Consider the following 12446-nt stretch of genomic DNA (forward strand, 5'->3'; position numbering starts at 1 on the left):
GCTGTCTGTATTCGTTTCAAGATACTCGATCGGGATGGCGAAACTCCTAATCGGCGGACAGCCGCCAGTATTACTCGTGGCCAGACACCCGAACTGGCTCGTATGGCTCTTCCAGCCACTCCACGTCACTCGCCGAGAGGTCGATTTCCAGCGCTGCGACTGCTTCTTCGAGGTGTTCGAGGCTACTCGTCCCGATAATCGGTGCGTCGACCCACTCCTTGTCGAGTACCCAGGCCAGCGCTATCTGGGCCATCGAGGCATCGTACTCGTCGGCCAGTTCCTGCACGCGCTCGTTGACCTCGCGGCCGTTGCCCTCGTAGTAGGGATGTTCGCGGGCGTAGTCGTCCGTCTCGCCCCGGACCGTCTCCTCGACCTGCTCGTGTGGACGAGTGAGATAGCCCCGGGCCAGTGGGCTCCACGGGATGACGCCGACGTTCTCCTTGTCACACAGCGGAAGCATCTCGCGTTCTTCCTCGCGGTACAGCAGATTGTAGTGGTTCTGCATCGTCTCGAACCGCTCCAGCCCCTCGCGCTCGCTCGTCCGCAGGGCGTCGGCGAACTGGTGGGTCCACATCGAGGACGCGCCGACGTAGCGCGCCTGCCCCCGCCGGACCGCGTCGTCCAGCGCCCGGAGCGTCTGCTCGATGGGCGTGTCGTAATCCCAGCGGTGGATCTGGTACAGGTCGACGGTGTCCATCCCGAGCCGGGAAAGCGAGTTCGACAGTTCCTGCTCGATGGCTTTCCGCGAGAGTCCCCCAGAATTGGGGTTGTCCTCGTCCATCTGAAAGTACCCCTTCGTCGCCACGACCTGACTGTCGCGGTCGTAGTCGTCGAGGACGGTCCCGAGGACGCGCTCGGACTCGCCCATCGAGTACATGTTGGCCGTATCGAAGAAGTTGATGCCGAGGTCGATGGCCCGCTCGATGACCTCGCGGCTCTCGTCTTCGTCAAGCACCCAATCGCGCCACTCCGAGGTTCCGAAGCTCATACAGCCCAGACAGAGCCGGCTGACTTCCATGCCAGTCGACCCGAGTGTGGTGTACTCCATGTTCGGGTTCGCGTTCGGGGCGGCGAAAAAGGTTCGGCGTCGGTTACAGTGACTCCGCTGCGACCCGCCCGATGTACAGTCTGGCGGCGGCGTAGCCGGCGACCGCCAGCAAGACCGCCCCGCCGACGTGGCCGTAGGTCAGTAGCGTCGGACTATCGACCGCAAGCTTCGCCACCGTCGTTGCCGGGTGTTCCGGAAGGATGACGGCCCCGCCGAAGAGCACGAGTGTGAGTACGGAGAACAGCAACTGCGCCGGGCGACGGTTCTGGAGCGTGATGCCCAGCACGACCCCGAGCGTCACGACGACGACGGTGACTGCGGTGATGAACAGCAGAATCGCTGCTGGGTTCGAAACCGCGATACCGTTCGTCGACAGCAGCGCGAGCCACATGAGCGCCTGTGCAGGGGCAAGCAACACCATTCCGAGGGCTTTCCCGTCGATAATGTCGAGCAGTGACACCGGAGCTACGCGGAGTAGTTCCATCGTGCCGCGTTCGAGTTCCTCGGTGACAGTGTCGACGGCCACCGAGCCGCTGATGAACGGCGGGAGGAACAGCAACAGCGGAATCAGAATGGTGTAGGTGAACCCGAAGTACTGGCTCGCGCTGACGGTGTCCGGGAGCGGCACGGGCGGCTGGTCGAGGTACGGCGTCCGCTCCAGTCGCTCCTGCCGCTCCAGCGCATTGAGAACCCGCCGCACCTCGACGACGATGAGCGTCGACCGGATGCTTCCTTCCGGCACGACAGCGGTGACCGCTATCTGCTCCCCTGGCCCGCGTGTCGACGGCACGTACTCGCCGCGCAGTATCGCATCGACCCGGCGCTGGTCGAACGCCCGCTGTGCGGCAGCCTCGCTCTCGAAGGCCGTCACACTCGTCCCGTCCTGTTCAGCGGCCGCGGCTTCCAGTTCCTCGCGGGCGTCGCCGGTAACGGCCATCTCTACCTCGCCGGCTGCAACCGAGCTGGGGTCGTACAACGAGGTGAGGCCGACAACGAGGAACGAGGAGAACCCCGCGACGAACAACTGGATGAGCAGCGCCAGCACGATGGTCTTCTCGCGGGACAGCGACCGCACGTCTCGCCGGGCGACGACGACTCGCGGGTCGCGCCAGAGGGGGCGATCATCAGACAAGGGTACTCACCACCGTGAAGTTGTAGGCGAAGTGAATCACGATAGCTACGGTCAGCGCAGCGACGTAGGCCCGTCGCCCACGACTCGCGCCGACCGAGGAGATGGCTGCCGTCACCGTGTGCAACGCCAGCGGCAGCATGAACAGCAGCCCCGCAACCCACAGCGGGAGGCCGGCGGGCAACGTTGCGCCCTGTAGAGCCGCTTCCCCGATAGGGAGACTTTCCAGATCAGAGAGTCTGGCGATAAGCAGGCCTTTCTCCCCGATGAAGAAGCCGAGCCCGGAGAGCGCACCGACGCCGAGCGCCGACCGGAGCGTTCGCTCGTAGCGGGCGTGCTCGTAGCCAGCGTAGACGTGCAGGCTCTTTGCCAGTTCCTCGATGACGACGATGACACCGAGCACGAGCACGATACCGAGCGACTGGTTCGTCCCGAAGACGTTCAGCGATACCGAGTCAAGGACGAACAGGAACGCAATTGCCGCCAGTTCGGCGACGATGACCAGCGGTAACAGGACGATACTCATCTTCAGCGCGCTCCGGCGGGAGTTGATACCACCGGCCAGCGCATCGAGCACTTTCAGCGGAATCGGTCGCTGGGTGAACATGTCCTCTTCCCGGTAGAGACCGGCTCCCAGACCGAACAGCACCAGTCCAGTCAGCAGCGGCGGGACCGTCGAGAAAACGAATGACGAGAGCCCCACGGACTGGCCAGTCAGGTCCAACACGACCAGCGTCAGCGGCGAGATGAGCGCGATGGGAGTCACGTCTGTAAAGATAGCCGGGACGAACGCGTAGGAGGTCAGCGTCACCGTTATCGTCACCGTCACGAAGGTGAGTTCCTTGAACGAGCGGGCGAACATCGCCCCGCAGAACGTCGCCGAGAGGAAGAGGACGACGAGCGGGACCACCGCCAGCACCGCGACATAACTCCCCGCCGGTGCGATATTTCCGAACCGTAGCGCCGCGGTGATGAGCGCCGCCACGCCGACAGCGCCCGCAAGGTACGGGAGCGTCTTGCCGCCGATGATATCGCCCCGCGAGGCCGGCGTCACCAGCAGGAGTTCGCCGCGACGGTTCAACCGTTCCGAGAGCATCGACGAGCCGTAGGCCTGGATGACGAAGTTCATCGGCACGATGTAGAGGAAGGCGAGCACGAGCGACTCGAAGGGGAACGGCGGCGAGATGTCCGACGGGGTGCCACCCTGTACGTCACCAGTCAAGCGCGCGCCGATAGCGCCGAGGTTCGCGCCGCTACCGCCAGCGGTTCCGCCGTCACCGCCGCCGCTTGTGACTGAGCCGCCAGTGTCGCTCGTATCTGAACCGCCACCGCTGCCGCGGGTACTCGTCTCGCTGCCGTCTGAGGAACTCGACCCATCGCTGCTGTCGTCACTCCGGGGGTCAAGCTGGCTGCTCCCCGACTGTTGCTCGTAGACAAGCGTCACAGAAACGGGGAACGCGGCGGTCTGGTTGTCGTCCCGAGCGAGTGTTCGGTCGTTATACTGCGCCGTGCTGTCGCGGAGTTCGGTGAGCGCGGCTCGCTCCTTGGCTGTTCGCGGAACGCTCTGGAGCTGGGTCCCACGATACAGGAGTTCCTGTTGGCGTCGTTCGATGGCTGCTGGGTCCGGCTCACGGATATCAAAGGTCGAATCATCGGCCGCGACGCCGTAGTACGGGCTGCTCTCGTCGACGCCGATCCGGTAGATGCCGTCGTCCATCCCCGCACCGGCACCGCCACTGACAGCTATCGCGGCGACCGCACCCATCGCAACGAGGGACAGCGCCATCACAACGATGGTCCGCTTGTCGACGCCGCCGGCGTTTTTCGTCACCTCCCACTTCGCGACGCGCAGGAGCGTATCCAGTTGCATCTACTCAGTGTCCTCCTCGACGTACCGCGTGCCGCGCGTGCCGGCCTCAGCGACGTTGAGGAACACCTCCTCAAGGCTGGATTCCTCTGTTCGGATGTCGACCACGTCACCACCATTGGCCTCGGCCCGCTCACGCGTCTCCTCGACGGCGTCCATGCTCTCGACGACCCGCTTGTACGACCCGTTCTCCTGCACTGCGTCGGGCACGTCGACGGTCGTGTAGACGTGATACCGCGTGTGGCCGTACTCGGCCTGAAGTTCTTCGAGATCGCCGCGGGCGACGATCTCCCCTTCGTTCATTATGACGACCCGGTCACAGATAGATTCGACGTGAAAGAGGTTATGCGCCGAGAAGACGATGGTTTTCCCCTCTTTCGCCAATTGTTCGGTGAACTCGATGACGTAGTTCGTCGTCAGCGGGTCCAGCCCCGACGCCGGTTCGTCGTAGATGAGCACGTCAGGGTCGTTGATAAGCGAGCGAGCGATGGCGACCTTCCGTTTCATCCCCTTGGACATGTCGCCGAGCTTCCGGTCGCGGTGTTCGAGTTCCAGTTCGTCCAGCGTGTCGTGCATCCGCTCCTCGGCCACGTCCGGGTCTACGTCGTAGAGGTCGGCGAAGAATTTCAGATAGGAGATCGGCGTCATCTCCTCGTACAGTGGCGATTCCTCGGGCAGAAAGCCCAGTTGCTGGCGCATCTCCGCGGTTTCGGTGTCGAATCCCGCTATCTCGGCGGAGCCACTCGTCGGCTCCAGGAGGCCCGCGAGCATCTTCAGCGTCGTCGTCTTGCCGGCCCCGTTCGGCCCGATGATACCGAACACCTCACCACGGTCGACCGAAAACGAACTGCCCTGCACAGCGACGAAACCGCCGTACTCCTTTCGAATGTCCCGGGCGTCAATCATCTGCCGATTGGTTGTGGGTGAACTAACCTATACCTTGGCTCCGGCCTATTGCTTCTGATAATGGCTCTCGAACTCGGCATGAACAGTGTTTCGCTTGAGAAAACACCGGACGGACGACGCCTTCTCGTCCGGCACAACGCCGACGCGTCGGTCGACACCGTGTGGGATATCCTGACCGACACCGGCTGCTGGTCGGACTGGGGGCCGTCGGTCACAGCCGTCGAGACGACGGATCAGTACATCGATGACGGGACGACCGGCCGCGTTCGCGTTGCCGGCGCGGTGTGGCTCCCGTTCGAGGTGACTGCGTGTGCACCGTACCGCTGGACGTGGAACGTCGCACGGCTCCCCGCGACAGGTCATTTCGTCGAAGAACGAGCCGACGGCTCCGTCGTCGGGTTCGAAATCCCGCCGCTGGCGACTGGCTACGCTCCGGTGTGTGCCCGAGCGTGCCGGCGAATCGCCGCGCTGGCACAGCAGCGCGACGCGTAGTCAGCGATCGCACCGACCTGTCAGGACTGTATTGGCGTCTTCGAGCGCGTGTCGGTGTCTTCTTCGGGGCCGTCCATCCTCGTGATGTCCGTAATCTCGAAGCGTGTCCCGCCCCCGTCGCTTTCCATCACGTCGATGTTCCAGTTGTGGGCTTCGACGATGCGCTGGACGATTGCTAGACCCAGCCCGCCTTCGCCGTCAGTTGTGGTGTAGCCGTCGTCGAGCACCGCATCACGCATCTCAGGCGGGATCCCGGAGCCATCGTCCGCGACGTAAAACCCCCCAGCCATCTCGCCGACACGAATCGTCAGGTCAGCACTGCCGTGTTCAAGATCGTCATCAGCCGCCGGTCGGCTGCTTGTTGAACCGTGTTCTGCACTGTCGCCGGACTGCGTCCGACTGCCCGTGGAGCCATGCTCCACGGCGTTCCGAAATAGGTTCTCAAACAGGTGGCGGAGCCGATCCGGGTCGGCGTCGATGATGGCTGTCATCTCGTTTTGTAGCGTCGCATTCGCCGTCGGCACGGCCTCCCAGCAGCTATCGACCAACTCTGCGAGATCGACAGCTTCCGTCTCGCTGATGACGTGGCCGCTTCGAGCCAGCGTCAGCGTCCGGTCGACGAGCGTTTCCATCCGATCCATTGCTTTCGCAGCCGTCTCCAAGTGTTCCGAGTCGCGGTCCATTAGTTCGAGTTCGAGCTGGCCGGATGCGACGTTGAGCGGATTCCGGAGGTCGTGTGCCACGACGGCCGCGAACTCGTCGAGGCGTTCGTTGCGCTGCTCGATGGCCGCCCGGCGGAGTCGCTGTCGCTCGGCCTCGACGGCCCTGGATATCGCACGCGCCTCGAAGATTCCCATCATGAGACCACCAAAACCGCCGACGATAGCCGCGAACAGCGCCCAGCCGATGTCTTCACTCAGCGACCCCGTCGGCCAGGTGAAAATCATCACCACATTCAACAGTAGAAAAGAGACGAGTCCGCCAGCGAACCAGACCCCGATACGCTGGTAGTGGTCCGGATCGATCCTCGAGTCACTGAGCCAGAACCCGCCGACGATGATCGCCGCTGTAAACGGCACGACTGCCAGCATACTGACAGCGAAATCAGCAGTAAAAACAGCTGCTAGTCCCAAGTCAGAGAAATAAAAGTAGTTGGCGACGCCTCCAAGGAGGAACAGCCACCCGACTCCCTGAATAATGGCTGGCAGGCGATCTGAGTGACGATCTATATCTGTCACTTCCGCACCGATTTGTTAGATGTGCATTTACATTTGCTGGCCAACGGAACAGGCGTGCGTCGTGTTTCCCGGCACTGTCGTCCACCGCACTGCTAGCTCGGTCTGTTCTTCCCGTTAGCTACTGTTTGGTCACGCGTGCGTCCGATACTTTGTGGATATCGTCGTCGATCCCGGAGCCGTCACAGTCGTCATTCGGACATCGATAGTGCCAGCCGTCCTCCGTCGCCGCTCGCTCTGTAAATCGGTCACCACATTCGTCACAGTAGAGCTGCCCGTCCGAACATGTGTCGCGATGGAGTTCGAGTTCGAGTTCTGTGCCGAAGGTCCGCTTGCAGTTCCGACAAATATGAGGCATATTCGAAAATACAGATTCATCCCTTATAGCGATACCGGAACGTTCACGGCCGCTTCTTTCCGTTGACGGATGTTTCGGGTCGGCCGCCGTCCGTCGATTTTCGATACTTCATACACCTCATATCTTGGACAGTAATGGTTGACAATACTGACTACCGATGTACACATTTCTCCAGCAGCCAGTTCGGGACCGAACACTCCAGAAGCCGTGTCAAAATGGCCCAGCTCTATTTTACGCTATAAAAGCGCTAGGCTGTCGTCACGTCGATCCGCGTGCCGCCGGATTCGCTGTCCCCAACCGACACCGTCCACCCGTGTGCCCGCGCTGCGGTGTCGACGAGGAACAGCCCATACCCCTCCCCTTCCCGTGTTGTCCCGAACCCCTGTTCGAACACGCTGTCGCGGTCCGATTCGGGAATCCCCGGGCCGTCGTCGGCCACGTAGAACCCCGACTCGGTGGCACCGACAGTGACAGTCACCGGTCCCTCGATGTGAGCGACGGCGTTGTCGAACAGCTCGCGAAGGAGCAACTGCAGTCGGTCGTCTTCGGCGTCGACAACTGCGTCTGTCACCACCTCAAGCGCCGCGTTTTCGTAGCTCGCGGTGGCCCAGACCTCAGTGGCGACATCCGCCAGCGAGAGCGACTCGGTCTCCGAAACGGGGCGTCCGATGCTTCCGATGCGAGACAGGTCGGTAAGTAGCGACTCGACCCGGTTGACGGACCGAAACAATGCATCTTCATGGGGCTCACCGATGTCGAGTAGCTCTAACCGACCCATGACGACGTTGAGCGGGTTCTTCGCGTCGTGGGAGACGCCGCTCGAAATATCGTCCCACTGGCTAGCACCGACCCACCAGTCAGTCGGCCACCGGGTCGCGTACGCTTCGAGCTTCGCGGCCACCAAGGACGCCGACGTTTCTGCGGTCACATAATCAGTGACGCCGGCCCGGAGCGCCTCGGTGACTCGATCCGGATCAGGGTCGGTCCCGACGAGTACAATCGGAATATCGGTGTCCGCTGCCCGTAGTGCCTCGAATACCGCAACCCCGTCGCAGTCACCGTCGTCACTGATGACGACACCCCTGATATCCCCGTCACTCAGCCGGTCCTGTACGTCGCTCGTATCTGGGATTGCCTCGGCTGTTACCCCGTCCGTGGTCAGTGCTTCGGAAAGTGCCTCAGCAAGCTCAGTCACTCCGCTACCGGCCACGAGATAGACAGTCCCACGAGCAGGCGTCATCCCCTGATATTACGAAAACAGGTGATAAGAAACCGACGGTGCCCTACAGCAGGTCTTCGACGTGGTCGGCGACTTCCTCCGGCGTGTCACCGACCGGGACGCCGTTGTCCTCCAAGGCGGTAATCTTCGACTGCGCGGTCCCGGTACCGGAGCCGGAGACGATAGCGCCGGCGTGGCCCATGCGCTTTCCGGGCGGTGCGGTCCGACCGGCGATGAAGCCGGCGACCGGCGTGTCCATGTGCTCGCCGATGAAGCGCGCGGCCTCCTCCTCGTCCTCGCCGCCGATTTCGCCGCACATCACGACGGCGTGGGTGTCGGGGTCGGCCTCGAACTGTTCGAGCGCGCCGATGAAGTCCGTCCCGATGATCGGGTCGCCGCCGATACCGATGGCCGTCGACTGGCCGATACCGCGGTTGGTGAGGTTGTCGACGACCTGGTAGGTCAGCGTCCCCGAGCGGGAGACGAGGCCGACGTTCCCCTCGGAGAAGATGTTCCCCGGGAGGATGCCGAGCTTGGCGACGCCGGGCGTGATGACGCCGGGGCAGTTCGGACCGACAAGGTGCGTATCGGTCTCCTGCAGTTTGCGGTAGACTCGAGCCATATCCTGCGTCGGGATGCCCTCAGTGATGGCGACCACGAGGTCGATACCCTTCGCATCGAGCGCCTCGAAGCAGGCATCACCGGCGAAGGCCGGCGGCACGAACACGACGGCGGCGTTCGCGTCGGCCTCGCGGGCCGCGCCCTGCACCGTGTCGAACACCGGCACACCGGCGACTTCCTGGCCGCCGCGGCCGGGCACTGCGCCGGCGACGACGTTCGTGCCGTACTCGAGCATCTGTTCGGTATGGAACTTCCCTTCACCGCCGGTAATTCCCTGTACAACGACGCGTGTGTCTTCGTCGACTAGAACACTCATGCTTCCACCTCCTTTGCGTACTCAACCGCACGCTGGACGGCGTCCTCCAGCGTATGCTCGACCGTCACCAGATCCTCGTTCAGGATCTCCATTCCCTCCTCGGCGTTGGTCCCTGCGAGTCGGACGGTGACTGGCTTCGGGATCTCGTCGAACTGCTCCAGCGCCTGATTGATGCCGTTGGCGACCTCGTCGCCGCGGGTGATGCCGCCGAAGATGTTGAACACGACCGAATCGACGTTGTCGTCGGAGAACACCATATCGAGCGCGTTTGCGATCCGGTCGGCCTTCGCGCCGCCACCGACATCGAGGAAGTTAGCGGGTTCGCCGCCGTAGTAGTCGACGAGGTCCAGCGTCGTCATCACGAGGCCCGCACCGTTCCCGATGATGCCGACGTTGCCATCGAGTCGGACGTAGTCGAAGCCGTACTCGTCGGCCTTCTGTTCGAGCTCGTCGCCTTCCGCTGCCTCTTCGCCCATCTCGGCGATTTCGGGCTGGCGGAACAGGGCGTCGCCGTCGATGTTCATGACGGCGTCGGCCGCGATGACCTCGTCGTCGCTGGTAATCATCAGCGGGTTGATCTCCGTGTCAGCGCCGTCGCGGTCGTCCCAGAGCTGGTACAGCGTCGTGAGGACGCTCGCTACGTCGTTTGCGACCTCGCGGTCGACGCCGGCCTCGTAGACGACCTTCCGGGCCTGGAACGGGTGCATTCCGAAGGCCGGGTCGATGTGCTCGCGGGCGATGGCGTCGGGGTCCTCCTCGGCGACCTCCTCGATGTTGACGCCACCTTTCGTCGAGACCATCGCGACGGGGCGGCCCTCGCCGCGGTCCATCGTCACGCCGACGTACAGCTCGTTGACGAAGTCGACGGCTTCCTCGACGAGCACTTTCGAGACGTGGTAGCCCTTGAGGTCCATCCCGATGATGTCCTCGGCGGCCTCGCGAGCCTCCTCCTTGGACTCGACGAGCTTGATTCCGCCGGCCTTGCCGCGGCCGCCTACGTGGACCTGTGCCTTGATGGCGACCGGATATCCGATCTCCTCGGCCGCGTCGACGGCCTCATCTACTGTCTCGGCCAGCTGCGAGGCGGGCGTCGGGATGCCCGCGTCAGCGAAGACTTGCTTCGCCTGGTATTCGTGCAAGCGCATGTCATGCAGAAAGGCGAGCGGTGGCGATTTAAATCCGTCCGTTTCTCTTCCTGCGACCAAGCGAAGATGGTCCCAGTTTACTGTGGGTGTCGAGAGCGAGCTATGCCCACGCGGTGCCATGATGCAGTACGGAGACTCGGGACACGAGGGCACGTCCACAGTCGCCCTCGCAATCGGGTACAATCCGATAGACCCACAGCGTCGTACCCCGAAGCGAGCGTATGGCTGACGACAGACACGGAGCTGAGGGTGTCGCCGACGAGACGCTCGGTGCTGTGGCCGAAGCGCTTCGTACCGCTGAAACCGGCGTCGCGCTCACCGGCGCGGGTGTCTCGACGGCATCGGGCATCCCCTCCTTCCGCGGCGACGACGGTATCTGGGAGCGCCACGACCCGGCCGACTTCCACCGCCGTCGGCTCGACGCCGACCCGGCGGGCTTCTGGGAGGACCGACTCTCGTTGCGAGAGGCTATCTACGGCGATTTAGACCCCGAACCTAACGCCGCCCACGAGGCGCTGGCGGCGCTTGAAGCGGACGGCCACCTCGACGCCGTGCTCACGCAGAACATCGACGGGCTGCACGACGCCGCCGGGACGGACCGGGTCGTCGAACTGCACGGAACCCATCGGCGCGTGGTCTGTGACGACTGCGGTCACCGCCGGGACGCGGAAGCGGTATTCGAACAGGCCGCCGAAAGCAGCGACTTGCCGCCGCGCTGTGACTGTGGCGGCGTCTACCGCCCGGACGTCGTGCTGTTCGGCGAACCTATGCCCGACGTAGCGATGAACGAGGCCCAGCGTCTCGCACGGGATAGTGACGTGTTTCTGGCGGTTGGGTCGTCGCTGTCGGTCCAGCCGGCGTCGCTCCTGCCGAAGATAGCGGCTGAGGGAGACAGTACGCTGCTCGTAGTAAACTACGAGGAGACGCCGCGTGACGCGAGTGCGGCGCACGTGCTTCGCGCCGATGTCACGCAGGTGCTCCCGGCGATTGTTGAGCGGCTGTAGCGGACTGGCTACAGCTCGACGCCGCCGGGAATCAGGCTCTGCCCGCGCAGGAGGCTCCCGTCGTGGTCGTAGACGAGCAGCGTCCGTAGCTCGTAGGTCCGTGACTCGCCCTCGCCATCGGTGAGACGGACTGTAAACTGTGGGTCTTCTTGAGCGTCCGCCGTGGAAACGAGTGCGTCGATGTCAGCTGTCGGTGCTGTCGCTTCGAAGACGTACTCACCGGTGAGTCGGTTCGTCAACGAGAGCACGCCGTCGCTCTCTGGCTGGCGGCGGAAGGTCACGTCGATCTCGTCGCCATCGAGTGTGCCGCCGTCTACTTTGGTGAGGCGCTTGCGGAGCTCTCCTGTCGGCCCGTCGTATACAATCTCGATCGTGGGGTCGTCGTTGTCGGTGGCCGAAGCCTGGATGTCGACGGTGAAGTAATCACGCCTCATTCCGGTGTTTACAGGTACGTGGCCCGGCCAAATGAACGTAACGGCGCACCGACTGTTGGTATCGGTAGCTTTTACCGGACCGGCCTACCCTCTGACAGTAGTATGGCCTGGGTGAAATCAGAGTACGCGGGCGAGTTCGCGGTGCTTGCGACGTGGCTCGTGGGGCTGGCCCCGTGGTCGGTGTCGCTGTTCGAGATTGAGGGGGTCACTGTCGTCGGGCTTCGCTTTCTCCCGTTCCGGTTCCAGTTCATCTTCGGGACGACGCTCCCCGGAGAGCGGCCGTTTCTCTGGGCGTGGCAGGTCGCCGCGTTCCAAGAGTCGGAGCCGCTTGCGCTCGCCGGGACACTCGGGGTCACGGCCCTGGCCGTTTTCCTGTTGCCGCTCGGCCTCAGCCTCTATTACTACGCCGCTGAGGACCGCGTCGAAGCGAGCCTGCCCGTCGACCCTGTCCGGCTGTTCGGCGGGCTGCTCGGACTCGTGGGCGTCCTCACGCTCGCGGCCAGTGGGCTGTTCATCACGTCGTTTCCCGGCATCACCGTCCCCATCGGGGCGCTCGTCGCCCTCGTGTTCGCCTATCTGCTGCTGACCGTCGACCGGGCGTAACAGCCAGTCCGGTTCTGTTCGTCCGACCGCTGGCGATTATACTCCTGATAATTTGGCGAGCGAATTTAA

13 protein-coding genes are annotated in these 12446 nt (G+C 63.4%); 3 read left to right on the forward strand and 10 right to left on the reverse strand.

Annotated elements, in window-relative coordinates; translation table 11 throughout:
- Nucleotides 1-70: 70 nt before the first annotated feature.
- Genes ACYJ11_RS12580 through ACYJ11_RS12595 form a run of 4 tightly spaced genes read right to left on the reverse strand, consistent with a single transcriptional unit; the run spans nt 71 to nt 4950 of the window.
- On the reverse strand, nt 71-1048 hold the full coding sequence (locus ACYJ11_RS12580; RefSeq protein WP_461648017.1) for an aldo/keto reductase: 978 nt from the start codon (nt 1046-1048) through the stop codon (nt 71-73).
- Nucleotides 1049-1091: 43 nt separating this feature from the next.
- Nucleotides 1092-2180: an ABC transporter permease gene (locus ACYJ11_RS12585; protein WP_461648018.1), complete on the reverse strand. Its 1089-nt coding sequence runs from the start codon at nt 2178-2180 to the stop codon at nt 1092-1094.
- Nucleotides 2173-4047 (reverse strand): PrsW family intramembrane metalloprotease, encoded by a 1875-nt coding sequence (locus tag ACYJ11_RS12590; RefSeq protein ID WP_461648019.1) that lies wholly within the window; start codon nt 4045-4047, stop codon nt 2173-2175. The genes ACYJ11_RS12585 and ACYJ11_RS12590 overlap by 8 nt, the downstream gene beginning before the upstream one ends.
- A complete protein-coding gene (locus ACYJ11_RS12595; protein ID WP_461648020.1) occupies nt 4048-4950 on the reverse strand; it encodes an ABC transporter ATP-binding protein in 903 nt (300 codons plus the stop codon).
- A gap of 60 nt (nt 4951-5010) precedes the next feature.
- Here ACYJ11_RS12595 and ACYJ11_RS12600 point away from each other — a divergent pair, with 60 nt between their 5' ends.
- Nucleotides 5011-5442 (forward strand): SRPBCC family protein, encoded by a 432-nt coding sequence (locus ACYJ11_RS12600; RefSeq protein ID WP_461648021.1) that lies wholly within the window; start codon nt 5011-5013, stop codon nt 5440-5442.
- 20 nt (nt 5443-5462) lie between these two features.
- Here ACYJ11_RS12600 and ACYJ11_RS12605 read toward each other — a convergent pair whose 3' ends face one another.
- The 5 genes from ACYJ11_RS12605 to sucC form a co-directional block, all read right to left on the reverse strand.
- Nucleotides 5463-6533 carry a sensor histidine kinase gene (locus ACYJ11_RS12605; RefSeq protein WP_461648022.1) on the reverse strand — a complete coding sequence of 357 codons (1071 nt, stop codon included), beginning with the start codon at nt 6531-6533 and terminating at the stop codon, nt 5463-5465.
- A 265-nt stretch (nt 6534-6798) separates the two neighbouring features.
- Nucleotides 6799-7035, reverse strand: coding sequence for a transcriptional regulator (locus ACYJ11_RS12610; protein ID WP_188976495.1), 237 nt, complete (start codon nt 7033-7035; stop codon nt 6799-6801).
- A gap of 247 nt (nt 7036-7282) precedes the next feature.
- Nucleotides 7283-8275 (reverse strand): sensor histidine kinase, encoded by a 993-nt coding sequence (locus ACYJ11_RS12615; protein WP_461648023.1) that lies wholly within the window; start codon nt 8273-8275, stop codon nt 7283-7285.
- Between the two features lie 43 nt (nt 8276-8318).
- Nucleotides 8319-9191 (reverse strand): succinate--CoA ligase subunit alpha, encoded by an 873-nt coding sequence (sucD, locus tag ACYJ11_RS12620; RefSeq protein ID WP_170097961.1) that lies wholly within the window; start codon nt 9189-9191, stop codon nt 8319-8321.
- Nucleotides 9188-10336: an ADP-forming succinate--CoA ligase subunit beta gene (sucC, locus tag ACYJ11_RS12625; RefSeq protein WP_005535016.1), complete on the reverse strand. Its 1149-nt coding sequence runs from the start codon at nt 10334-10336 to the stop codon at nt 9188-9190. The genes sucD and sucC overlap by 4 nt, the downstream gene beginning before the upstream one ends.
- A gap of 221 nt (nt 10337-10557) precedes the next feature.
- Here sucC and ACYJ11_RS12630 point away from each other — a divergent pair, with 221 nt between their 5' ends.
- A complete protein-coding gene (locus ACYJ11_RS12630; protein WP_461648024.1) occupies nt 10558-11340 on the forward strand; it encodes an NAD-dependent protein deacylase in 783 nt (260 codons plus the stop codon).
- An 8-nt stretch (nt 11341-11348) separates the two neighbouring features.
- Here the strand turns inward: ACYJ11_RS12630 and ACYJ11_RS12635 are convergent, their stop codons facing one another.
- Nucleotides 11349-11774 (reverse strand): DUF5793 family protein, encoded by a 426-nt coding sequence (locus ACYJ11_RS12635; protein ID WP_170097959.1) that lies wholly within the window; start codon nt 11772-11774, stop codon nt 11349-11351.
- 102 nt (nt 11775-11876) lie between these two features.
- Between ACYJ11_RS12635 and ACYJ11_RS12640 the strand changes: the two genes are divergently transcribed.
- Nucleotides 11877-12377, forward strand: coding sequence for a TIGR04206 family protein (locus tag ACYJ11_RS12640; RefSeq protein WP_461648025.1), 501 nt, complete (start codon nt 11877-11879; stop codon nt 12375-12377).
- The last annotated feature ends 69 nt before the right edge of the window (nt 12378-12446 follow it).

The sequence above is a fragment of the Haloarcula sp. H-GB5 genome, from assembly GCF_054850705.1.